This is a genomic window from Megamonas rupellensis DSM 19944 (assembly GCF_000378365.1).
Lineage (GTDB): Bacteria > Bacillota > Negativicutes > Selenomonadales > Selenomonadaceae > Megamonas > Megamonas funiformis.
The window spans coordinates 73,983-98,704 of record NZ_KB899572.1; the positions used below are offsets into that span (position 1 = coordinate 73,983).

At 31.9% G+C, this 24,722-nt stretch carries 21 protein-coding genes; 5 read left to right on the plus strand and 16 right to left on the minus strand.

The genetic code is table 11. The features are described from left to right. Nucleotides 1–55 precede the first annotated feature (55 nt). The 11 genes from treC to F553_RS0104105 all read right to left on the minus strand — a co-directional run bounded on the left by treC (nt 56) and on the right by F553_RS0104105 (nt 14,264). Nucleotides 56–1,708 (minus strand): alpha,alpha-phosphotrehalase, encoded by a 1,653-nt coding sequence (gene treC / locus F553_RS0104055; RefSeq protein ID WP_018999097.1) that lies wholly within the window; start codon nt 1,706–1,708, stop codon nt 56–58. Between the two features lie 72 nt (nt 1,709–1,780). Continuing rightward, nucleotides 1,781–3,718 carry a PTS system trehalose-specific EIIBC component gene (gene treP, locus F553_RS12650; protein ID WP_018999098.1) on the minus strand — a complete coding sequence of 646 codons (1,938 nt, stop codon included), beginning with the start codon at nt 3,716–3,718 and terminating at the stop codon, nt 1,781–1,783. A gap of 137 nt (nt 3,719–3,855) precedes the next feature. Beyond that, nucleotides 3,856–4,578, minus strand: coding sequence for a trehalose operon repressor (gene treR, locus F553_RS0104065; RefSeq protein ID WP_018999099.1), 723 nt, complete (start codon nt 4,576–4,578; stop codon nt 3,856–3,858). Next, nucleotides 4,578–7,907, minus strand: a complete 3,330-nt coding sequence (gene mfd / locus F553_RS0104070) for a transcription-repair coupling factor (RefSeq protein ID WP_018999100.1) — start codon at nt 7,905–7,907, stop codon at nt 4,578–4,580. Before mfd ends, treR begins: the two co-directional genes overlap by 1 nt. 254 nt (nt 7,908–8,161) lie before the next feature. Continuing rightward, nucleotides 8,162–8,506 carry a hypothetical protein gene (locus tag F553_RS0104075; RefSeq protein ID WP_018999101.1) on the minus strand — a complete coding sequence of 115 codons (345 nt, stop codon included), beginning with the start codon at nt 8,504–8,506 and terminating at the stop codon, nt 8,162–8,164. A gap of 78 nt (nt 8,507–8,584) precedes the next feature. Then, entirely contained in the window at nt 8,585–8,917 is a 333-nt protein-coding gene (locus F553_RS11670) for a response regulator transcription factor (RefSeq protein WP_018999102.1), read from the minus strand. A gap of 194 nt (nt 8,918–9,111) precedes the next feature. After that, nucleotides 9,112–10,719: a CTP synthase gene (locus F553_RS0104085; RefSeq protein WP_018999103.1), complete on the minus strand. Its 1,608-nt coding sequence runs from the start codon at nt 10,717–10,719 to the stop codon at nt 9,112–9,114. A 31-nt stretch (nt 10,720–10,750) separates the two neighbouring features. After that, the gene (gene rpoE / locus F553_RS0104090; RefSeq protein ID WP_018999104.1) at nt 10,751–11,098 is read right to left on the minus strand and encodes a DNA-directed RNA polymerase subunit delta; all 348 of its coding nucleotides are present in this window, start codon (nt 11,096–11,098) and stop codon (nt 10,751–10,753) included. A 39-nt stretch (nt 11,099–11,137) separates the two neighbouring features. After that, nucleotides 11,138–12,793: an arginine--tRNA ligase gene (gene argS, locus F553_RS0104095; protein WP_008538679.1), complete on the minus strand. Its 1,656-nt coding sequence runs from the start codon at nt 12,791–12,793 to the stop codon at nt 11,138–11,140. A 69-nt stretch (nt 12,794–12,862) separates the two neighbouring features. After that, nucleotides 12,863–13,276, minus strand: coding sequence for a YwiB family protein (locus F553_RS0104100; RefSeq protein WP_018999105.1), 414 nt, complete (start codon nt 13,274–13,276; stop codon nt 12,863–12,865). A 79-nt stretch (nt 13,277–13,355) separates the two neighbouring features. Then, nucleotides 13,356–14,264: a DUF2156 domain-containing protein gene (locus F553_RS0104105; protein ID WP_051081843.1), complete on the minus strand. Its 909-nt coding sequence runs from the start codon at nt 14,262–14,264 to the stop codon at nt 13,356–13,358. 234 nt (nt 14,265–14,498) lie between these two features. Between F553_RS0104105 and F553_RS0104110 the strand changes: the two genes are divergently transcribed. From F553_RS0104110 to F553_RS0104130, 5 genes are all read left to right on the plus strand, one after another. Next, nucleotides 14,499–14,900: a cytidine deaminase gene (locus tag F553_RS0104110; RefSeq protein ID WP_018999107.1), complete on the plus strand. Its 402-nt coding sequence runs from the start codon at nt 14,499–14,501 to the stop codon at nt 14,898–14,900. A 63-nt stretch (nt 14,901–14,963) separates the two neighbouring features. Next, nucleotides 14,964–15,605 carry a deoxyribose-phosphate aldolase gene (gene deoC / locus F553_RS0104115; RefSeq protein WP_018999108.1) on the plus strand — a complete coding sequence of 214 codons (642 nt, stop codon included), beginning with the start codon at nt 14,964–14,966 and terminating at the stop codon, nt 15,603–15,605. Between the two features lie 19 nt (nt 15,606–15,624). Beyond that, entirely contained in the window at nt 15,625–16,806 is a 1,182-nt protein-coding gene (locus F553_RS0104120; RefSeq protein WP_018999109.1) for a NupC/NupG family nucleoside CNT transporter, read from the plus strand. A 14-nt stretch (nt 16,807–16,820) separates the two neighbouring features. Beyond that, nucleotides 16,821–18,011: a phosphopentomutase gene (gene deoB, locus F553_RS0104125; protein ID WP_018999110.1), complete on the plus strand. Its 1,191-nt coding sequence runs from the start codon at nt 16,821–16,823 to the stop codon at nt 18,009–18,011. A 26-nt stretch (nt 18,012–18,037) separates the two neighbouring features. Further along, nucleotides 18,038–19,339 (plus strand): pyrimidine-nucleoside phosphorylase, encoded by a 1,302-nt coding sequence (locus F553_RS0104130; RefSeq protein WP_018999111.1) that lies wholly within the window; start codon nt 18,038–18,040, stop codon nt 19,337–19,339. A 57-nt stretch (nt 19,340–19,396) separates the two neighbouring features. On the opposite strand, the gene ahpC is transcribed toward F553_RS0104130, so the two are convergent. The 5 genes from ahpC to F553_RS0104155 form a co-directional block, all read right to left on the minus strand. Then, a complete protein-coding gene (ahpC, locus tag F553_RS0104135; protein ID WP_018999112.1) occupies nt 19,397–19,960 on the minus strand; it encodes an alkyl hydroperoxide reductase subunit C in 564 nt (187 codons plus the stop codon). A gap of 169 nt (nt 19,961–20,129) precedes the next feature. Next, on the minus strand, nt 20,130–21,152 hold the full coding sequence (locus F553_RS0104140) for an aldose 1-epimerase family protein (RefSeq protein ID WP_018999113.1): 1,023 nt from the start codon (nt 21,150–21,152) through the stop codon (nt 20,130–20,132). Nucleotides 21,153–21,155: 3 nt separating this feature from the next. Then, nucleotides 21,156–22,472: an L-fucose:H+ symporter permease gene (gene fucP, locus F553_RS0104145; protein ID WP_018999114.1), complete on the minus strand. Its 1,317-nt coding sequence runs from the start codon at nt 22,470–22,472 to the stop codon at nt 21,156–21,158. A 320-nt stretch (nt 22,473–22,792) separates the two neighbouring features. Then, a complete protein-coding gene (locus F553_RS0104150) occupies nt 22,793–24,118 on the minus strand; it encodes an anaerobic C4-dicarboxylate transporter family protein (RefSeq protein WP_008538695.1) in 1,326 nt (441 codons plus the stop codon). A gap of 61 nt (nt 24,119–24,179) precedes the next feature. Next, nucleotides 24,180–24,722, minus strand: a 543-nt coding sequence (locus F553_RS0104155) for a sugar-binding transcriptional regulator (protein WP_018999115.1), incomplete at its 5' end; no start/stop codon positions are given.

The following is a 24,722-nucleotide window of genomic DNA, read 5'->3' on the forward strand; positions in this document are numbered from 1 at the left end:
GGTTACTATGGATTGTGATTACTATAAATATAAAGCAAGAAAAGTGATTTGTCAATCAAAGATTGCAATAAACTAAGGTTTCATAAGGTTTTAATGCAATTTTTTTTGCTTTTACTTCATTTTTATAATTATTTAATATGCATTTGTAATTTGAAAGGTCATATGGCAATTCTATTTCATATGTTGTTGGATAGAAATTACAGATTACAATTAATTTTTGACCTTTATAATTACGTTCATAAGCAAATACTCTTTTATCTTCGCGAAGTAATGGTTTTATATCTCCATAAGCTATCACATCATAATTTTTACGCAACTGAATTAATTTTTGATAATAATAGAAAATAGAGTCCTTATCTTCTAAACTATTTTTTACGTTTATCTCAGTGTAATTATCCGCTGTCTGTATCCAAGGAGTTCCTGTTGTAAATCCTGCATTTATACTATCGTCCCATTGCATAGGAGTTCTTGAATTATCACGGGAATGTACATCTAAAATCATCAAAGCTTGCTCTTTTGTCATGCCTTTATCTTGTAAAATTTGATAATGATTTAAACTTTCTACATCGCGATATTGTTCAATGGATTTAAAATGAGGATTAGTCATTCCAATTTCTTCACCTTGATAAATATATGGTGTTCCTCGCAAACAATGTATCAATGTTGCCAACATTTTGCCTGACTCTTTATGGTATTTATCATTACTACCAAAGCGAGATATTACACGTGGCTGGTCATGATTGCACCAAAAAACAGCATTCCAAGCATTATTTTTTTCCATATTTATCTGCCAATCAAAAATCAACTGTTTCAACTTCATGAAGTCAGTTGGTACAAGTACCCATTTTTCATTGCCCATAAAATCCACTTTTAAATGATGGAAAGTAAATACCATAGAAAGTTCGCCTGTTTTTTCACCAGCGTATTTATAACAATTTTCCATAGTAGTGCTACTCATTTCACCAACAGTGATGATATCTTTGTCTTTTGCAAAACTATCTCTAGCTAATTCTTGTAAAAATTCATGAATGCGTGGCCCATCTGTATAAAAACTTCTACCATCTCCATCTACAGAGAAATCATCCTCAAAACCAGCCTTACTGATTAAATTAATGACATCAAAACGGAAACCTTTTACACCTTTTTCCATCCAAAAACGCACGATATTTTTTACTTCTTCACGAACTTCAGGATTTTCCCAATTTAAATCAGCCTGTGTTTTGTCAAATAAATGTAAATACCATTTATCAAATTTCTCCACATATTCCCATGCAGGGCCACCAAATTTACTATTCCAATTTGTAGGTGGTTGATTATTTGCTTTACCTTGTTTGAAGAAAAAGTAATTTAAATATTTTTCTTCTCCTGCCATAGCTTTTTTAAACCAAATATGTTCTGTGGATACATGATTGAATACCATGTCCATCATCAAATAAATATTGCGTTTTTTCGCTTCAGCAATTAAATTTTCTACATCTTCCATAGTCCCATAACTAGGGTCAATATTATAATAATCTGCCACATCATAGCCGTTATCATTTTGTGGTGATACATAAAATGGAGTAAGCCAAATATAATCAACACCTAGAGTTTGTAAATAATCTAATTTTTCGATTACACCTTTTAAATCGCCTGTACCTGTACCATTTGTATCTTTAAAAGATTTTGGATAAATCTGATATACTACTTTCTTTTTAAAATCATTCATAGAAAAAATGCCTTCCTTCTAATGTTTTACCTCATCAAAATTTATTTATCATCAAATACCATCTATAGATAATTATAATTTTATTATATTTTCATCTCCAGCTTTTACAGCTACATTTTCTTGTAAAAGTTCGACTTTACGTCCATCTGTAAATACAATTGGTGTTACTAAAGATTTTCCTTGAGATTTTACATAATCTATATCTACATTAACTAAAACATCACCTTGTTTTATCTTTTGACCAGCCTGTACTTTTACATCAAAACCTTTTCCATCAAGTTCTACTGTATCCATACCGATATGAATTAAAATTTCTTTACCATCATTTGATTTTAGACCATAAGCATGACCTGTTGGGAAACATACCATGACTTCACCAGAAAATGGAGCTACTACTTTCCCATCTTGCATTTCAATAGCAAAACCTTCGCCCATAGCACCGCTAGCAAAACCTTTATCTTCAATATCACTTAATTTTTTAGTAATACCTGTTATTGGTGCTTGGAAATTTTCTGCTACTGTATCTACTTTATTTTCTTCACTATCAGTATTTTCAGTTTCTGTAAATTCTGCTTGTTTAATATCCACACCAGAGACATCTTCGCTAGTTAATTTTTTCTTACCCACAACTGTAGTCAAAATAAATGGGATACAAAAAGCTACAATCATAGCGATAAAAAACATAAACATAAATTGAGGTTTAATAGATAAAATGCCCGGTATACCGCCAACACCTATAGAACTTGCCATAACTCCACTAGATACAGAAATCATAGCTGCAATACAAGAGCCAACTAAACCACAAATAAATGGAAAACCATATTTTAAGTTTACCCCAAATAAAGCAGGTTCTGTAACACCTAAATAACAAGAAATACAAGCTGGAACATTAATTTGTTTTGCACGTTCATTTTTGCGTTGTAAGAAAATCATAGCTAATACTGCTGAACCTTGAGCGATATTAGAAAGTGCTACCATTGGCCATAAAATAGTACCATTGAATTGACTCATAAGTTGAAGGTCAATAGCATTTGTCATATGATGCAAACCTGTGATAACAAGTGGAGCATAGAAGAAACCAAATACACCAGCAAAAAGCCAACCAAAACTAGAAGTAAGACCTGCATAAACAGCATTGGCAATAAAAGAACCGATAGCCCAACCAATAGGGCCTACTACTGTATGTGCCAAAATTACAGCTGGTATTAAGCTAAATAAAGGCACAATTATCATAGAAATATAATCTGGTGTTATGCGACGCCAGAATTTTTCTAAATAAACTAAAATAAATGCAGCTAAAATAGCAGGTATTACTTGTGCTTGATAACCTACCATTTCAATTTGAACAAAACCAAAATCCCATACAGGAGGAACAGTTCCCGGTGCCATATTATAAGCATTTAATAATTGTGGAGATACTAAAGTCAAACCTAAAATAATACCTAAAATTTGTGTAGTTCCCATTTTTCTAGTGATAGACCATACAATGCCCACTGGTAAGAAATGGAAAATCGCTTCACCTATCAACCATAAAAAACTATATAAACCTGCAAAAAACTGAGAAGTTTCGACTAAAGTTTTTGTACCATCTTCAACTAATTTAATATCACCAATAACCGATCTAAAGCCTAATATAAGACCACCACAGATAAGTGCTGGAATAAGTGGTGTAAATATTTCTGCTAAATTTGCCATCAACTTTTGTACAAATGTCTGATTGGATTTTGCTGCCGCTTTTACTGCATCTTTACTTACACCATCAATGCCTGCAATTTTAGTAAATTCATTATAAAACTCACTAACTTCATTACCGATAATAACTTGGAATTGTCCTGCTTGAGTAAAAGTTCCTTTTGCTGATTTTAAACTTTCAATTTTTTTCACATCAGCTTTTTTCTCATCAATCAATACAAAGCGCATACGTGTTACACAATGTGTTACCGCTTTTATATTATCTTTACCTCCGATATATTCTAATAATAATTTTGCATCTTCTGTAAATTTCGACATAATATCCTCCTTAATCTCTCAAAGCCCCTTAACTTGTACGTACATCTATCAAACATCTTAAATATATCATGTACGTACAAGTTTGTCAATCATAAAAAAATACCTTATAACAAAAAGTTATAAGGTAAATGAGCATATTAAATAAAATTTTGTCTTGTTCTACGTGCAAAATCACTAAAGCGAAATTTATCTGGTCTATGTCTAGATAAAGTGTATTGAAATAATGTTGTATCTTCTAAAAATACGAAAGAAGCTATATTAATCAACATATCATAATTTTTTAAGTCCATTAATTTCTCATCTCGAGAATTTATAGCTCTACATGTTATCTCTTTTTTAGCATAGCCAATTCTTAAACCTAAAGTATTTTCAATGTATTCATATAAAGAATTTTGTACTATATTCACTGTTAAATTAGATACGATATCAGCATTCAAAATATCCGTATCAAAAATCACAGCTTCTCCATTTATTTTACGTACACGTTCTATATACCAAACTTTAGTACCATTTTTTAGCATCAATAATTTTTTTATTTCTTCATCTGGCTCAATACATTCACAAGTATGCACGATAGTTTCAACTTTGCCTTTTATATCACTTGCAATTTCTTTAAAACTAGTAAGCCCTGATACTGGAAAATTAAATCTATTGATATCTAATACAATTGAACCTTTTCCCTGTGATTTTTGAATATATCCATTTTGAGATAATAATAATAATGCTTTTCTAATTGTATCTCGTGAAGCTTGATATTTATTTTGTAAATCAAATTCACTAGGCAATTTTTCTCCAGCTTTAATTTTATTATTTTCAATCAAAGCCAATAAATCATGATAAATACTTTCATATTTTTTCATTATTTTTTCTCCTCTTTTTTAAGAGTCATCTTCTGTAATTTTTCACCTGTTAAAACTTTTACTACTTTTAAACATAGATTTATTATATGTTTTTTATTTATTGGCGTAATTTTTATCTGTATCGTATTTTGTTTTGGCACAAATTTTAATAAATTATCAAATTGCTTTTTCGCTAAAAGCATATTTTCTGGCTCTATATTTGGCGCCTTATCAAAACATATTTCCACAAAAGCAGGTTTTTCAATAATAGATTTTATTTTTAATTTACGAGCATAATTTTTCAAGCGTGCTACTTGCATTATTTTCTTTACAGGTTCAGTCAATGCACCAAAACGGTCGATTAATTCTTCCTCTAATTGGTCTGCATGTTCATCTGTTCGTATCGCTGCAATGCGTTGATAAATTTCAATCTTATTAGTGGCGTCATTTATATATTCTCCATCTAAATAAGCATCTTCTTTCAATTCAATTATCGGTTCTACTACTTTTTCTGGCTCTTTACCTGTTTGCAATGTTTCTACTGCTTCTTCTAATAGACGACAATACATCTCAAAACCTACACTAGAAATATGACCATGTTGTTGAGAACCTAATAAATCGCCAGCACCGCGAATTTCTAAATCTCGCATAGCGATTTTAAATCCAGAACCTAATTGAGCAAATTCTTTTATTGCCTGCAATCTCTTTTCTGCCATTTCAGATAAGATTTTATCTTTCTGATAAATAAAATATGCAAATGCCATTTGTTTTGAACGACCTACACGACCTCGCATCTGATAGAGCTGAGATAGTCCAAAATAATCTGCATCATAAATAATTATAGTATTAGCATTTGATACATCTAAACCATTTTCAATAATGCTTGTAGCCAATAAGATATCGTATTTTCCTTCATAAAAATTGAGCATAGCCCTTTCTAATTCTTCTTCACTCATCTGCCCATGAGCTATCCCTATTTTTACATCAGGAAGCATAGATAATAAATGCAAATACATCTTATCTATAGTTTCTACTCTATTGTAAATAAAATATACCTGACCGCCACGGCGAACTTCACGCTTAATAGCATCTTTGATAATCATATCATTATTTTCAATTACATAAGTCTGCACAGGGAAACGCTCCTGTGGTGGAGTTTCGATAACAGACATATCTCTAGCACCTACAAGAGACATATGCAGTGTACGTGGTATAGGCGTTGCACTCAAAGATAATACATCGATATTTTTACTTATGCGTTTTATTTTTTCTTTTTGTTTTACGCCAAAACGCTGTTCTTCATCAACAATCAATAAACCTAAATCTTTAAATTTTACTTTTTTATCATTCAAAATAGCATGAGTACCAATCAAGATATCAATTTGACCTGTTGCTAAATCTTCTAAAACTTTCTTTTGTTCTTTTGGGCTATTAAATCTACAAATAATACCAATTTTCGGTCCAAAGTCATTAAAACGATTGCTAAAAGTCTGATAATGTTGTTGCACTAATACAGTAGTCGGCACTAAAACAGCAACTTGTTTATTGCTCATTACAGCTTTAAAAGCAGCTCTAATGGCTACTTCTGTTTTACCAAAACCTACATCACCGCATAAAAGTCTATCCATAGGAACAGATTTTTCCATATCAGCTTTTATCTCTGCTATCGCTTTTAATTGGTCAGGAGTTTCTTCATAAGGAAAAGCATCTTCAAATTCTTTTTGCCATGGCGTATCTGGAGCAAATGCAAAACCTTTACCATTTTTACGTTCTGCATAGAGATTGATTAAATCTTTAGCAATATTTTCTACAGAAGCTTTTGCTTTTGCCTTTGCTTTTTTCCATGCTGTACCATTCATCTTAGATAAACGAGGTACATCACCTTCAGAGCCAATATATTTTTGGATTAAATGCACTTGGTCTGTTGGCACGAATAATTTATCTGTACCGCTGTATTTTATATGTAAATAATCACGATGAACATTGCCTATTGTCAATGTTTCCACACCTAGATATTTACCAATACCATGATTTACATGTACAACATAATCGCCAATATTTATATCTCTAAAATGAGCTATTTTATCATTTTTATTTTTACCCGATTGACGAGGTCTTAACTTTTTCTTTTGACGACCCAAAATATCTTTTTCTGTGATTACCACCAATCGAGATTGAGGGAATTCAAAACCATTTAAAAGTGAACCTACGATAAATGTAACTCTATCTTTGGATAATTCTTTTGGCTCACTTTCTCGTGATACAGGTATTTTTTGTTGCTCTAATACATCTTGTAAATATGCTATTTTTGTCTTATCGCCCAAACAAATCAATATTTCATTTTTTTGTTCTAGCCAATTTTTAATTTCTTCACCTAATAAATGCATCTGCTTTTGAAAAGGTGCTGTAGATTTTACTGCTACACTGATGAGCTGTTCTGGCTCTGTATCTGCTATTCGTTGCATCATCAAAGACATATAAATAATATTATGCTTTTTTGCAGAAGTTAAAATATAATTCCAGTCATAGACAAATTCTTTTATCTCAGGATTTTCTTTTATACTGCCTTCAACAGCTTCTTTTAAATGTAGTGGTTCATCTAAAATTACATTACAATCTTTATTTAAATAAGATAAAAATATAGCTGGTGAGCCTGTATCGTCCATTTGCATCAATGGCAAGATTTCACATTTAGCTATATTGCGCAAAGAACGTTGACTATCTATAGCAAATTCACGTATGGACTCTATTTCACTGTCAAAAAACTCAATACGTATAGGCGTGTCTGAATTTATAGGATAAATATCTATAATTCCACCACGAGCGCTAAATTGCCCTATTTGTTCGACTTTATCTACACGTTCATAACCTAAAGATACTAATTGTTCTAAAATTTTATCATGTTCATATTCTTTATTAAGTTCTATTTGCACACTAGAATTTTCAAAATCCTGACGAGACATGTCTTTTTGCATAGCAGCATTTGTAGTCGCTAAAATGATGACAGGCTCTTTTCTAGTGAGCATTCCCAAAATTTTCATTCTTTTAGCTTTTAATTCTAAGCTTTTTGCTGTAGCACTTACAGACATGACATCTAATGCTGGCAATTCCCAAATAGATGCTTCTGGCAATAATGAAGAAAAATCATTGTACCATTCTTCTACACCATCTTGATTATGTGTAATAATAATTGTCGTTTTAGGATTTTGTTTATATGCATTAGCAATAACTATATGTTTTTGTGTACCTGCTAAGCCATAAATATAATTTTGACCATAATCTTGATTAAAACATTCATTTATCTTAGTTAAAGTTACCTCTTTAGCTAATGCAGGAAAGAGTATATTCATTCATTTATCAACCTTTTCTCTATTGACTATTTTAGATACGATAAAGGGGACTGTACAATCTTGTACAGTCCTCAATAAAACATAATATTCAACTTATAAATATATTACTATATTTACACTTCATTGTATATAGTAATGCAAATATTACAATTGTCTATTTTCTCAAATATCTAACTAAAATAACTAAAAGATATTTATAAAAAAAGTGTATAAGCATAAAAACTTATACACTTGATAAAAAATCCCTAAAAATACTAATTTGAAGCATTTTTCTGTTTTATTCCTATTAAAACAGAAAAAATAGAAAACATTATAAACATGAAACCATAGACAAAAACGATTTTATGATTTGTAAAATTAAACAAACCTAAAAAACCTGCTAAGGCATAAAAAACAGCACTTATAAAAGCTCCGCTATAAGCGTCTCTTGTATTTATACAAATTAAAGCTGCAATCAACGCCACAAAAGAAATTATTATCCCTATATTACCTATACCATTACTACTTTTTACTGTGGCATAAGCCCCACATGATTGAAAAGCCACAAATACAAAAAGCATAATCGTAACTATACCTATAATTAATCGTATATCTTTCAAAAAAATTCGCCTCTTTTAATTCTTATCACTAAAATAATCTAAAATCACTACATTTGCCCTAAAATAAATTCAAAAAAATCAATACTTATCTAAAATATTATTCTTTAAAGCATAATTCACTAAATCTGAATTCTGTTTGCAGTTCAGCTTAGTCATTATTCGCGTTTTATATGTTGAAATAGTTTTTACAGATAAACATAATTTTTGTGCTATATCCGATAAAGAATATCCTCTAACTATATAGTTTAAAACCTCTTCTTCACGTGAAGATAAGCTTTCTTTTTTCGGTGGAATATACATCAAACTATCTAATAAACTATTTGCATCATTTTCTGCTAAATAACGTCTTCCTTCAGCTAAAGTTCTTAATGCTTTAAATAATTCTGTATCTAATGTATCTTTACTTGACATACTCCCCATGCCTAAAGGCAGGGGGAGTATGTCAATAATTATTCCGTAAATAATTATCGCATATTCTGTTTATTTGTTATATCGGCAAAATTCTGATTTTTTTGTAGGAATTTTTCTGATAGCACTATAAGAAAAAAACTTATAAAAAAAATAGAGTAGAGAATTTATCTCTACTCTATTTAATAGCATATTTATTATTTACCTACAGCTAAAGCTGCTTTTACAAAGTCACGGAATAATGGTTGTGGATTATTTGGACGAGATTTTAATTCTGGATGGAACTGAGAAGCTACAAACCAAGGATGATCTTTTACTTCTACGATTTCTACAAGTCCATTATCTGGGCAAACACCAGCAATTACAAGACCAGCATCAGTGAGTTCTTGTTTGAATTCATTATTAAATTCAAAACGATGACGATGACGTTCATGAATTAATTCACTGCCATAAGCTTCATAAGTTTTTGTACCTGGTGTTACTTTACATGGATAAGAACCAAGTCTCATTGTACCACCTTTATCTTCAACATTAACCTGAGAAGACATTAAAGCAATTACTGGATGATTTGTTTCTGGATTGAATTCAGAGCTATGAGCATCTTCCATACCACATACATGGCGAGCAAATTCAATAACAGAACATTGCATACCAAGGCATAAACCTAAGAATGGAATTTTATTTTCACGAGCGTACTTAATTGCAGAAATTTTACCTTCAACACCACGGTCACCAAAACCACCTGGTACTAAGATACCTTTACAACCTGCAAATACGTCGCTTAAATCTGTGCCTTCTTTTTCAATTTCTTCTGCATTAACCCATTTAATTTTTACTTCAGTAGAATTATAAATACCTGCATGATGTAATGCTTCTGTAACAGAAATATAAGCATCTGGTAATTCTACATATTTACCTACAACAGCAATTTTCACTTTGTTTGCAGGATTTTTAATGCGATGAACCATGCGTTCCCATTCTTCCATATGAGCTGGGCGATAATCCATTTCTAATTTTTCAAGAACAATTTTATCAAGACCTTCTTTTTGCATCATTAAAGGTACTTCATAAATTGTAGAAGCTGTCATATTCTGAATAACTGCATTTGCATCTACGTCACAGAAAAGAGCTAATTTTTCTTTCATATCTTTAGAAAGTTCTTGTTCTGTACGGCAAACAAGAATATCTGGCTGAATACCAATGCTGCGAAGTTCTTTTACGCTATGTTGAGTTGGTTTTGTTTTTAATTCACCAGCAGCAGAGATAAATGGAATTAAAGTTACATGAATGTATAATACATCATGTTTACTTACTTCTTTTTTAACCTGACGAATAGCTTCGAGGAATGGAAGACTTTCGATATCCCCTACTGTACCGCCGATTTCAGTGATAACTACATCTGCATCATCATGAGCAGCAACGTCATATACACGTTGTTTAATTTCATTTGTGATGTGTGGAATTACCTGAACTGTTTTACCAAGATAATCACCGCGACGTTCTTTATTTAATACAGACCAATAAATTTTACCAGTAGTTACATTAGAATTTTTGGTAAGATTGATATCAATAAAACGTTCATAATGTCCAAGGTCAAGGTCAGTTTCTGCTCCATCTTCTGTTACGAAAACTTCACCATGCTGATAAGGACTCATAGTACCTGGGTCAATGTTAATATATGGGTCAAATTTTTGAATTGTTACTTTAATACCACGGCTTTTTAATAAACGACCTAAAGAAGCTGCTGTGATACCTTTACCTAAAGAAGAAACTACACCGCCAGTAACAAATATATACTTTGCCATTTAAAAATACTCCTCCTCTATATATCTAAAATTATGCTTTATCTGTATCGTCTTGAATTCCTTCTAATAAAGAAGTGCGACGTCTGTTGGACATTGCTTTCATCTTACTAGCACTAGAAGAACTACTAGAAACACTACTACGTTTTGTTTCTGGTGGATTCCATTCTACAAGACCCCACATACCATTACCTGTATGTTGAAAACGAGCGTCCATATTAATAAGTGTATATACTTCAGATATAGAAGCAGATAAGGACTGCACTGGTTTACATTTTTTCTCTATTACTTCTAAAATAAGGTCTTTAAAAAAGATAGGTTTATTAGCTAAATTTAAGATATAGTATGCTACATCTGTTTCTGAACTATGCAGAAAATCCATCAAGTATTTCCTCCCAATTATCATTTACATTAAAAATTATTACATTTTTTCTGGTGCATTAACACCTAAAATTGCAAGTGCATGAGCTAACACATATTTTACTGCTAAGCAAAGAGCAAGTCTTGCTCCTGCTAATTTTGCATCTACACCTAAAATACGACATTTATTGTAGAAACTATGGAACATAGACGCTAAATCATGTACATATGTTGCAATACGATGTGGTGCTTTATTTTTAGCTGCTGTTGCAATTTCATCTGGATAAGATAATAACTTTTTAATTAAAGCAATTTCTGCTTCATCTGTCAATAAAGAAAGCTGTGGATTTTCAGTTGTTTCAATACCAGCTTCTTTCATTTGACGGAAAATACTACAAATACGAGCATAAGCATATTGAACATAGTATACAGGATTTTCATTAGATTGAGATTTTGCTAAGTTTAAATCAAAATCAAGCTGACTGTCTAAAGAACGCATAATAAAGAAGAAACGAGCTGCATCAGCACCTACTTCTTCGATCAATTCAGATAAAGTTACGCTTTGACCTGTACGTTTAGACATTTTTACAAGTTCACCATCACGATAGAGGCTTACCATTTGTAATAATAAAACTTCTAAATCATCAGCATTATAACCGAGCGCTGCCATTGCTGCTTTTACACGGCAAACATAGCCATGGTGGTCAGCACCCCAAATATTGATGAGTTTATCAAATTTACGTTCAAATTTATTATCATGGTATGCAATATCTGCTGCTAAATAAGTAGGAACGCCATTATCACGGATAACTACGCGGTCTTTATCATCACCATAAGCAGTGGATTTTAGCCATAAAGCACCATCTTGTTTATACATGTTGCCATTAGCTAAAAGTTTATCACAAACAGCATTAACAGCATCTGGATGAAGTGTTCTTTCACTGAACCATACATCAAAATGAACATTAAATGCAGCTAAATCTTCTTTTAATGCTGCTAATTTTTCTTTTAATGCTAATTCTTTAAAGATGGATAATCTTTCTTCATCAGACATATTTAAATATTTATCACCATCTTTAGCGATAATGCGTTTTGCTGTTTCAATGATGTCTTGACCATGGTAACCATTTTCTGGGAACTCTACTTCTTTACCCAATAATTCAAGATAACGAGCATTTACAGATAATGCCAAGTTATCAATCTGTTTACCAGCATCATTTATATAATATTCACTAGAAACATTATATCCTGCTGCACGCATAAGATTTACTAAAGCACTACCAAAAGCAGCTCCACGACCATGACCTACATGAAGTGGACCAGTAGGGTTAGCACTTACATATTCTACTTGAATTCTTGGTGTTTCTTGTTTTGGTAAATTACCATATTCACTGCCAGCTTTTAATAAATTAGCTAAAGCATCATAAATAACATCAGATTTTAAGTAAAAATTAATAAATCCAGGTCCTGCAATTTCTGTTTTTTCCAAAAAAGTAGCATCTAAACGGCTTACAATTTCTTCAGCAATTTTTCTTGGTGCTACATGAAAAACTCTAGCTGATTGCATAGCAATATTAGATGCGAAATCACCTAATTCTTTCTTTGGTGGTACTTCTAAAATAACAGTAGGTAACTGTCCTTCAGGAAGTGCCTGCTCAGCTATAGCTTTTGCAACTGCATCTTTGATGGCTTGTATAAGCAAATCTTTAGTATCCAATCAAAATCCTCCTAAGTTTTATATTTATCTCTATATTAATTGTATATTAGCAATATATCATTAGTAAATTCAATTTGCTGGCTCTAATCTAATCATAAGTTCATTATCACTTTGCCAACTATTATTTATATATAAAGCATAATCTATTTTTATAGTAGATTTCATGCCTGTAATTATTTCCAAACGATGTGTCTTTACCTTCATTTTTAAATTACCATAAGGTGTTATATAATCGCTTACACTTTCTTTTCCTTCGACAAAAACTTGCTGTTGTTGTACGCCACCAGTTCGCATAAGCGTCAGGCTATCTTTTTGTATTTTCAACATCGTTGAAGTTTCTTTTTCTTCATTTAAATCTTTTTCTTTATAAATGACATACAAAATACCATTTTTTGTATAAACATTAGCCAATGCCTTCATTTTTATTGTATTTTGTTTATCATTTTTTTGTTTACTGTTAATTTTAACAATAACTTTGTTCATTAAATAGATAATCTCCCTATAAACACATTAAGTTTTATTATAACTTAATCTTTATACCTTGCCAACTGTATTTAGAGAATTATCCTTTAAAAATAGCTGTAAATTTTTTAATCATCTTCACAGGGCGATAAGACTCTTTTGCTTTTCTTAAACCTTCAATACCCATATCCTCTTCACGATTGATATAAGTCATATCTTGCCAAGTATTAGCTACAAAAGCTTGATTGATAGCTGTATATGCACCATTGACATCTGGATCAGCTTTCTCTACGTGAATAACAGCTGTGTCTTCATTTAACTGCTCACCAAAAGTAAATGCCATTACTTTATTAACTAAAAATAATGCTCCACCTTTTAATTTTAACTGCTCAAAATTATTAAGCACTTCAATGATAGCATCTCGTTCAGCTCCGATAAATGGGTCATCAGGAGTAAGCGCTAAACGTTTTTTATACCAGCCATTAATCGTTATCTTACATAATGTTATTATATCATTATTAATTGGCAAATATTTAGCTTCTGGATAATTTTTTCGGAAACTATTCAAATGATTTTTCTTAGAATGGAATTTTCTTCCTGATAAATTTATTAAATCTATAGCATTATAGACATAATCATCATCATCGCGATTAGTTGAAAACTCAAATTCTCCATTAGGATAATTTTTTAATTCTTCAACGATATTTTCTTCTAAGCCAGAAAGTGTGAATTCTATATTCTTATCATTAAAATATGCTTTTAATTTATCAATAGCTTCAAATAATCTATCTTTTTTACAAAGTGGCTGAAGTGCAAATTCACTGTCATGGAATTTAGCTTTGAAATATAAAATATCATCTTCAATGCACCACATAATGTTATAAGCTTTGCGCCACATAAATAAATTTGTAAAATTCAAATGAGAATTTTCATGATAGTTTAACTTAAAAAAGCTATCTAATCTATCTTTATCGTTTATAGTCAATTCATTAAAAATAATTGTAATCACCTTCTTTTTTTAATCTAAAAATACATTATAGCAAATTTTAATTATTTAAATCAAGAATTCTCATTCTTAGTTTATAAATTATCTTTTTAAGCTAACAAAAAATTTTTGAAATTATTTTCATTTTGATATTTACATTTGTTCAACAATAAATTATAATAAGCTTAAGAAATGAAACTTGAATTTTCTTTTTATTTTAAATTTTAATATTAAATAGATTAATGGGAGGATTTCATCATGATAAATTGCGATTTATTAGTAAAAAAAGCTTATGAAGGACGTACTAATGCCTATGCTCCATATTCTAATTTTAAAGTAGGCGCTGCTGTACTCACTGAAGACGATACAATCTATACTGGTTGCAATATAGAAAATGCTTCTTACGGAGCTACTAATTGTGCAGAAAGAACAGCCATTTTCAAAGCTATTTCTGAAGGTCATCAAAAAATTAAAGCTATCGCCATTGTTGGTGTAGAAAATGATTACACTTATCCATGCGGTATCTGCCGTCAAGTAATTGTAGAATTTGCCACTAAAGATATAAAAATCATCTTAGGCAAAAGTCCTACAGAATATATTGTAAAAACTATGGACGAAATCTTACCTGGTGCTTTCACTAAAGAAGATTTAAAAAAATAAAAATTATCCTTCATTAATATAAATAAAAAATATATGAAATAAACATCTAAAGGAGTATTTATAATGAACATCAATAAATTAATCGACCACACAGCTTTAAAACCTAACACAAATAAAGAAAGCATTTTAAAATTAATCGCTGAAGCTAAAACTTATGATTTTGCTTCCGTTTGCGTAAATCCTTGCTGGGTTGCACTTGCTCATCAGGAATTAAAAAATACAGATGTTAAAGTATGTACTGTAATCGGCTTCCCTCTTGGTGCTAATACTACAGAAGTAAAAGTTTTTGAAACTAAAGATGCTATTGAAAAAGGCGCTCAAGAAATTGATATGGTAATCAATATCGCAATGCTCAAAGATAAAGAGTATGATTATGTAGAAAATGAAATTCATCAAATCGTAGAAGCTGCTAAAGATAAAGCTATCGTAAAAGTAATCATCGAAACTTGCTTATTAACTGATGAAGAAAAAATCAAAGCTTGCGAACTTTCTCAAAAAGCAGGTGCTGACTTTGTAAAAACTTCTACTGGTTTTTCCACTGGTGGTGCAACTGTTCATGACATCGCTCTCATGCGTAAAACAGTAGGAGCTGAAATGGGGGTAAAAGCTTCTGGTGGTGTTCATACTCATGAAGAAGCTCTTGCTATGGTAGAAGCTGGTGCTAACCGCATTGGTGCTAGTGCTGGCGTTAAACTTCTAAAATAAAAACACGGAGGATATCATCATGCAATATATTATTGGTATCGCTGGCCTTGCATTAGTTTTTGGTATGGCTTTTATTGCTAGTAATGATCGCAAAAAAATAAAATACAGACCAATTTTTATAATGCTTATCCTTCAATTTATTTTAGGATTTTTACTCTTAAATACTTCTGCTGGTAATGTATTAATCAGTACCATTGCTAACGGTTTTACAGCACTTTTAAATTGTGCTAGAGAAGGTATCAACTTTGTTTTTGGCAGATTAGCTAATCCTGATGATCCTATATTCTTTATGAGTGTTTTAATGCCAATCACTTTTATCTCGGCTTTAATTGGTATTTTACAGCATTGGCATATATTGCCTTTTATCATTAAATATATAGGCCTTGCTTTAAGCAAAGTAAATGGCATGGGTAAACTTGAGTCTTACAATGCAGTAGCTTCCGCTATCTTAGGTCAATCTGAAGTATTCATTTCTGTAAAAAAATTGCTTGGCCCACTTCCTGCTAATCGTTTATATACTCTATGTGCTTCTGCTATGTCCACTGTCTCTATGTCCATCGTCGGTGCATATATGGTCATGATTGAACCTAAATATGTAGTTACAGCTCTTGTTTTAAATCTTTTTGGTGGATTTATAATCGCTTCCATTATAAATCCCTATGAAGTTAAACCTGAAGATGATATTCTAGTAGTAGCAGATACCAAAAGACAATCTTTCTTTGAAATGCTCGGGGAATATATCTTAGATGGTTTTAAAGTCGGCGTTATTGTATGTGCTATGCTAATCGGTTTCGTTGGTATTATCACATTAATCAACAATGTATTTTTAGGAATTATTGGCATTTCTTTCCAAGAAATCCTAGGCTATTTATTCTCCCCATTTGCCTTCTTCATGGGAATTCCAATGGCAGAATGTGTAGATGCTGCTAGCTTGATGGCTACTAAAATAGTCGCTAATGAATTTGTAGCTATGATGCAACTTTCTAGTGGTACAGTTATTCTCTCTGCAAAAAGCGTAGCTATTGTATCCATCTTCTTAGTATCCTTTGCTAATTTCTCCTCTATTGGTATTATTGCAGGTGCAGTTAAAGCCCTCAATGAAGAAAAAGGTAATGTAGTAGCTTGTTTCGGACTTAGATTGTTATATGGTGCAACATTAGTTAGCATTTTAAATGCTACAATTGTAGGCTTAATAATTTAAGGTTAGGTGATACTATGAACAACATTAAAAATTTTAAACGCATTCATGTTATAGTTATGGACTCCGTTGGCATTGGCGAAACTCCTGATGCTGATAAATTTGACGATATTGGTGCAAATACACTTTTGCATATTTCCACAGCTAAAAATGGTTTAAACGTACCAAATCTTGAAAGATTAGGTCTTTCTAATATATACAAACTCAAAGGCGTAAATACTGTTCATCCATCTCTTGGATATTATACAAAAATGCAAGAAGCTTCTTGCGGTAAAGATACAATGACAGGTCATTGGGAAATGATGGGACTTTATATAGATAAACCATTTCAGGTCTTCCCTGATGGTTTTCCTGATGATTTAATCGCTCAAATCGAAAAATTCTCTGGTAGAAAAATCGTTGGCAACTGCCCTGCAAGTGGTACAGAAATCATTAAACAATACGGCGAACATCAATTAAAAACTGGAGATTTAATCATTTATACTTCAGCCGATTCTGTACTTCAAATTGCAGCCCACGAAGAAGTCATTCCTCTTGATGAACTCTATCGCATATGTCAATTCTGTAGAGATATCACACGTGAAGGCAAATATCAATTAGGTAGAATTATCGCTCGTCCTTATATTGGCACTTGCAAAGAAAACTTCACTCGCACAGCTAATCGACATGACTATGCTTTAAAACCATTTGGTAAAACTGTGATGAATAGCCTTCAAGATGCGGATTTTGCTTCTATCGCTATCGGCAAAATCCGCGATATTTTTGATGGTGAAGGTGTTACCAAAGCTATCCGCACAGTTTCCAATATGGACGGTATGGATAAATTTATAAATATTTTAGATGAAGATTTTACAGGTCTTAGCTTCACAAATCTCGTAGATTTTGATGCTAAATTTGGTCATCGTCGTAATCCTATCGGATATGGTGATGCTATCGAAGAATTCGATGCTAGATTGACAGAAGTTTTTGCTAAAATGCATGATGATGATTTACTCTTAATTACTGCTGACCATGGCAATGATCCAACATATAAAGGCACTGACCATACTCGCGAATATGTGCCATTATTAATCTATAGTAAACAATTAAAAAATTATGGTAGCCTTCCTATCAGAAAAACATTTGCTGACTTAGGTGCTACTATTGCGGATAACTTCTCTATTGAAATGCCACAACATGGGCAATCATTTTTAAACGACTTACAATAATTTGAAAAAAGGAACGGTGCTTATTTATGCGTATGGTAGATATTATTGAAAAAAAACGTGATGGCAAAGAATTAACAACTGCGGAAATTAATTTCTTTATCGAAGGATATACAAAAGGAGATATTCCAGATTATCAGGCAAGTGCTTTGGCTATGGCTATTTATTTCCAAGATATGAATGACCGTGAACGTGCTGATTTAACTCGTGCCATGGTAGAATCTGGCGATACCATAGACCTTTCTGGCATTGAAGGTATTAAAGTTGATAAACATTCCACCGGTGGCGTTGGTGATACTACCACTCTCGTATTAGCTCCGCTCGTTGCCTCTCTTGGTGTACCTGTAGCCAAAATGTCTGGTCGTGGCTTAGGTCATACTGGTGGCACAATCGATAAATTAGAATCTATCGCAGGCTTTCATGTAGAGCTCACTCGCGAACAATTCATTGATTTAGTAAATAGAGATAAAGTGGCTGTTATCGGACAAAGCGGTAACTTAACTCCAGCAGATAAAAAATTATATGCACTTCGTGATGTAACAGGCACAGTAAATTCCATTCCACTTATCGCAAGCTCTATCATGAGTAAAAAAATCGCAGCTGGTGCTGACGCTATCGTTTTAGACGTAAAAACTGGCGATGGTGCTTTCATGAAAACTCAAGAAGATGCAGAAGAACTCGCTCACGCTATGGTACGCATCGGTAATCATGTAGGCAGAAAAACAATCGCTATCATCTCTGATATGTCTCAACCTTTAGGCTTTGCTATTGGTAATGCTTTAGAAGTAAAAGAAGCTATCGAAACACTTCAAGGCAAAGGTCCAAAAGATTTAACTGAACTTGTTTTAACTTTAGGTAGCCAAATGGTAATCCTTGCAGGTAAAGCAAAAACTAGCGAAGAAGCAAAAGAAATGCTTTTAGATGCAATTCACAGCGGAAAAGCTTTAGCTAAATTCAAAGAATTCTTAGCAAACCAAGGTGGAGATGCTTCTATCGTTGATGATTTAACAAAATTACCACAGGCAAAATATAAAATTGAATTACCAGCAAAACAATCTGGCTATATCTCCAAAATGGTAGCTGATGAAATCGGTGTTGCTTCCATGATTTTAGGTGCAGGACGTGCTACAAAAGAAGATGTAATCGATTTAGCAGTTGGTCTTGTACTTCATAAAAAAGTTGGCGATAAAGTAGAAGAAGGCGAATCTATTCTCACTATCTACAGCAATCGTGAAAACGTTGAAGACGTAAAACAAAAATTATACGACAATATCTTTATCGCAGATACAGCTACAGCTCCAACATTAATTCATACAGTTATCACTGAATAAATAACCCCTAAAAAAAAGACTGCTATGGGCATATATCCCAATAGCAGTCTTTTTTCATTAAATATTTCCAACTAATTCAATACTAGGTTTTAATGTTTTAGCACCTGGTTTCCATCTTGCAGGACAAACTTCGCCACCATGTTTAGCTACGAATTGAGCAGCCTCTACACGGCGAAGCAATTCATCAGCATTTCTGCCAACACTTCCCATGATTACTTCATAAGCTACAATCTTGCCTTCTGGATTTACGATAAAACTACCTCGCTCTGCAATACCATCTTCTTCAATCATTACATCAAAAGCTCGTGCTAATAATCCTGTTGGATCTGCAAGCATTGGATATTTAATTTTCTTGATAGTATCAGATGCATCATGCCATGCTTTATGCACAAAATGAGTATCACAAGATACACTATAAATTTCACAATCTATATTTTTAAAATCAGCATATTTATCAGCTAAATCTTCAAGTTCAGTCGGACAAACAAAAGTAAAATCAGCAGGATAAAAGAAAAATACTGACCATTTCCCTAAAACATCAGCCTTTGTTATTTCACGAAATTCACCATCAACAAAAGCCTGAACCTTAAAATCAACGATTTCTTTATTAATTAACGACATCTAACTATCCTCCATTTAAATAATATTTTCTAATTGATAATGATTATTATTTTATGTTAATATAATATCATTTTATTTTCTATTAGTCAATAATAATTATCATTATCTTTTATGAGATAAAAAAAGAGATATTAATAATTATATTAATATCTCTAGGCAAAATATATTATTATTTTAAACCAGTAATTACGCTAAATGTTTTTTCTTCATCAGGTTGTAACATAAGTAGACTGCCAGCTTTTTTTGCTGCTAAAAATCCTTCTGGTCTACATGTTCCTGGAATGATACAAGAAGATACTTGCTGTTCTGGTGTGTACATAATCCAACGTGTACCATATTTAAAATCTTTAGTTGAAAATTGTGTTTTAAAACCATAGCCTTCTGGAGAATTAATCTCTACTATAGCTTCATCTGTGTATTTATCAAGTCTATCAGCTAAAAATACTACTTCTGTGTTATATAAATCAGGATTTTCTAATTTAGTCAAAGTTTTCCCTTCAACTTGTGCTTTTTTTATCTCATCAGTATAGTCAAACCATTCTTTTGTAGGTTTTATATGACTAGGAATACTTTCACGCAATTTAAAAGCTTCATCTGGTATATTAGCTTTGAATTCACCTTTATCCACATAATGGTGATTTATATGACACATATATTGTAGTGGCATTTCTACGCTTGTAAGATTTTTTACTTGCATACTGATTTTTATATTTGCATCATTTGCTTTCAAACTTACACTAGGCCTAGCTAAATATTTAAAACCAAAACCTTGGCAATATTCATATTCACCGCCAATAATAACTTCATCTTCACTAAATTCAAGCCATGCAGTATCTAAATCAGCACAGCAAAATTCACCATGCATGGGATGTGTATCTTCATTTGATGGACAACCATTAGCTAAAAGACCTGAATGAAAAGCAAAACAACCATAAGTATCTAAAATATTATTCACCTTTCTTGGTCTAGAAAACATATTTTTCATGGTTAAATCAATACCATCAAATTCAACTCGCCAAATCATCTGTCCCATATAAGGAAGAACAATTATTTTACCACGAGAATTTATTACTTCTATCGCTTCTACATCTGAGCTATATTTAAATAAATTTACTTTAAATTCATCATTTTCCATGATAGTTTTTGCGTTTTCAGCAAAAAAACCACGCTGTAAATATATTTTTGTATTCATGAATTAACCCTCTTTATTTTCAAGTTTCATTTTGTGATAGAAATACCAACCTATATAAGCAAAGCAGAAGAAATTCACAATAAAGGAAAATTGCATAGAGCCTACCATGTCGGATACAAAACCTTGCACTGCTGGCATAACAGCACCCCCGATGATAGACATTACAATTATTGCACCTGCAGTTTCTGTATATTTTTTCTCTACAGATTTTAATGTTTCGGCATAAATAGTTGCCCAGCAAGGTCCGAGTAAAATACTGATAGCTACTGCTGCATAGATAGCTGTTAAATTTGGAATAAATGCTACATATAAAATTAAAATACAACCAATAATAGCATAAATTAATAAAACTTTATTTACAGAGAACTTAGTCATCAAGAAATTGGCAATAAATTTACCAACAAAGAAACAAGCAAAGCTAATTACCATGAAATCTGCTGCCATACGTTCATTGATATGCGGCATTAAATCTAAAGCTAAACGAATAGTAAATGACCAAACTGCAACTTGCATACCTACATATAAAAATTGAGCTACAATACCTTTTTTAAATAAACTATTACCAGAAAGATATTTTAAAGTTTCGCCTAAAGTTACTTTTGGCGTATTTTGATTATTTGCTACTTCTTTTACTTTACATTTTGGATATTTAGTGATTAAGAATAAAATAAAAATAGCTACTAAAATACAAATCATAATTTTATAAGGCTCTAAAGTATGTTGTAACATCTGTAATCTGAATAAATGAATTTGATCTGGAGTCATTTGAGCCATCTGACTTGCTAAACTTTCACCTTCTTGGAAAACTAAATATTTACCAAGTAAAATACCAGATGCTGAACCAATTGGCTGGAATGTTTGGCTAATATTTAAGCGAAGTGTTGCATATTTACGAGGGCCAAGCATAGTACTATAAGTGTTAGAAGCTGTTTCCAAGAAACCAAGACCAATAGCAATGGAGAAAATAGCTACTAAAAACATAGTGTAAGTCGCCATCATAGAAGCTGGGAAAAATAAACTACAACCACCGATATAGAAAATTAAACCAATCATAATTGCTAATTTATATGTAGTTTTACGAATAACTACAGATGCTGGTATAGAAATTAAGAAATACCCACCATAAAAAGCACTTTGTACTAAAGCACTAGCAAAATCGCTCAAAGTAAAAACTGATTTAAATTGCGTAATCAAAATATCATTCAAACTAGCTGCCGCACCCCAAAGTGCAAATAAACAAGATAATAACACAAATTGGAATATTGGGGTCTTATTCAAATAACCATCATCATACTGAATTAATTTACTACTTTCTGTCATTTTTAACTCTCCTTCAAATTAATCATAAATCTAAAAAAACTTAACCTAAAAAATAAATTATAAATCTTCCTCCTAGCCATTTTTATTTTTTATTATGCCTAATCACTTTTAATAAAACGTTTTACTAAAAATTATAAAATAAAATATATATCTAAAAATATGATATATATTTTAATAAAACGTTTTACTAAAACTCAAACCAAAATTTACATTCATATAATAACATGTATATTTCAGTAAGTCAATATTTTCTAAAAATTTTTATTCTACATTAAATTATAACAAAGACCCCACATAAATAAAAATGTGAGGTCTTAATATTAAAATATAATATATGCTATCGCTAAGGATAATACTGTAGAAGCTGCCATAGATACTAATCCTGGGATTAAATAACTATGGTTAAAGCCGAAACGACCAATTTTAGTTGTACCTGTACGGTCAAAAGCAACACAACTAATTTGAGCACCACCTGGTATGATGAATACTGCACAAGTTGCTGGAATAAGACCAATTAATACTTCTGCTGGTAATCCTAAGGATACACCAATTGGCATTAAAGCTACGGCTGTTGCTGCTGGACTGTATAATACCATAGAAGTAACAAATAACATTGCACCAAAAAGCATAGGATATTGTATCAATGTTTGAGCAAATACATCTGTAATAAATTTTAAATGTGTAGCAAAAAATGTATCAGTCATCCAAGAAATACCTAAAATACCTACTGCTCCAATAAGACCAGATTTAAATACAGAACCAGAGTCTAATTTATCTCTAGGTACACGACAAACTACCATGATAATAGCACCAGTAGCAAGCATCATGATTTGTAATAAAGTTGGTACAGAAATAGGTTTTCCACCTGGGCCAATATTTGGCAATAAATCAGGGTGAGAAGTCATTCCCACAATAATAGCAATAGCTAATAAGAAAATAACTACAGATACTTTTGCTGATGTAGTAGCATTTTGTGTATCTCTTTCCAAAACATAATCTTCTTGGAATTGACCTGTAGCTACACGACGTTTAAATTCTGGATCATCGGCAAGTTCTGCTCCACGTTTGTACACGAATAAACAACCTACTAATACCCCAATCAAACATGCCGGCACTGTAACTGCAAGTAAACTAAGTGGAGTAACACCGATTGGTGCTGTAATTGCAATCATAGCCGCAGCAATCGCACTTGTAGGACTAGCACAAACTGCCATATTAGATGCAATAACTGACATAGACATAGCACGTTCTGGACGAACTTTTGCATTAATCGCAATTTCTGCAATAACTGGATATACAGAAAAAGCTACATAAGAAGTGCCACAAATAACTGTGAAAATATATGATACTAATGGACCTAAAAAAGTAATAGCACTAGGTTTTTTACGAAGAATTTTTTCGGCCATGGATATCATATAATCAAGACCGCCTGCACCTTGTAATAAAGATACACATGTAATAACAGTCATAATGATGAATACTACGCTTGTTGGCATTTCTCCTACTGGAAGACCAAAACCTAAAGTCAAAATAGCAAGACCAAAACCACCTGCTACACCAAGACCAATACCACTAAAGCGTCCACCGATAGCTAAACAGATAACAATAACTGCTAATTCTAACCAAAAACTAAAAATGAAAATCAACCCCTTTTTTATTTTTAGATGATATATATTAAAATACTTAATATATCAAATTATTAATCAATTAATCCTTTAATAATTCTTCTGCTGTATATTGATCTGTAACTAAAATATTTGCAAATTCACCTTTTAATGCTGCTTTTATTGCTGTTATTTTTCTTTGGCTGCCTGCTACTAATATACGTTTTTCTTTAGCCTTTAATTCTTCTAATTTTATTCCTACTGTACGTTCATCTAATTCTTTATCACAAATATTTCCTTGAGCATCAAAAAATCTTGAACAGATATCGCCTACTGCTCTATTTTGTATAATATCTCTATCTTTTTTATCAATATAACCCAATCTAAATAATAAAGCGTCATTTTTTACAGTACCTACTGTAAAGACAGCAATATTAGCCTGTCGTCCTAAATCTAAAATCTTTTTAATATGTTTATCTTTTTCAATTAATTCTTTTATCTGTACCGTATCAAACATTACTGGAAGTGGTAAATATCGTCCTACTGTAGAAAACGCTTCTGAGAATAATTCTACTACTTCGTAAGCATATGTATTGCTTTGTGAATGACTTATTCCACCTTTTAATTGTACAATCTGCACGCCTTT

Bases quoted from the DNA above. Each gene is read 5' to 3' on its own strand.
- treC (WP_018999097.1), bottom strand. From the start codon at position 1,708: ATGAATGATTTTAAAAAGAAAGTAGTATATCAGATTTATCCAAAATCT.
- treP (WP_018999098.1), bottom strand. From the start codon at position 3,718: ATGTCGAAATTTACAGAAGATGCAAAATTATTATTAGAATATATCGGA.
- treR (WP_018999099.1), bottom strand. From the start codon at position 4,578: ATGAAAAAATATGAAAGTATTTATCATGATTTATTGGCTTTGATTGAA.
- mfd (WP_018999100.1), bottom strand. From the start codon at position 7,907: ATGAATATACTCTTTCCTGCATTAGCTAAAGAGGTAACTTTAACTAAG.
- F553_RS11670 (WP_018999102.1), bottom strand. From the start codon at position 8,917: ATGTCAAGTAAAGATACATTAGATACAGAATTATTTAAAGCATTAAGA.
- F553_RS0104085 (WP_018999103.1), bottom strand. From the start codon at position 10,719: ATGGCAAAGTATATATTTGTTACTGGCGGTGTAGTTTCTTCTTTAGGT.
- rpoE (WP_018999104.1), bottom strand. From the start codon at position 11,098: ATGGATTTTCTGCATAGTTCAGAAACAGATGTAGCATACTATATCTTA.
- F553_RS0104100 (WP_018999105.1), bottom strand. From the start codon at position 13,276: ATGAACAAAGTTATTGTTAAAATTAACAGTAAACAAAAAAATGATAAA.
- F553_RS0104110 (WP_018999107.1), top strand. From the start codon at position 14,499: ATGATAAATTGCGATTTATTAGTAAAAAAAGCTTATGAAGGACGTACT.
- deoC (WP_018999108.1), top strand. From the start codon at position 14,964: ATGAACATCAATAAATTAATCGACCACACAGCTTTAAAACCTAACACA.
- F553_RS0104120 (WP_018999109.1), top strand. From the start codon at position 15,625: ATGCAATATATTATTGGTATCGCTGGCCTTGCATTAGTTTTTGGTATG.
- deoB (WP_018999110.1), top strand. From the start codon at position 16,821: ATGAACAACATTAAAAATTTTAAACGCATTCATGTTATAGTTATGGAC.
- F553_RS0104130 (WP_018999111.1), top strand. From the start codon at position 18,038: ATGCGTATGGTAGATATTATTGAAAAAAAACGTGATGGCAAAGAATTA.
- ahpC (WP_018999112.1), bottom strand. From the start codon at position 19,960: ATGTCGTTAATTAATAAAGAAATCGTTGATTTTAAGGTTCAGGCTTTT.
- F553_RS0104140 (WP_018999113.1), bottom strand. From the start codon at position 21,152: ATGAATACAAAAATATATTTACAGCGTGGTTTTTTTGCTGAAAACGCA.
- fucP (WP_018999114.1), bottom strand. From the start codon at position 22,472: ATGACAGAAAGTAGTAAATTAATTCAGTATGATGATGGTTATTTGAAT.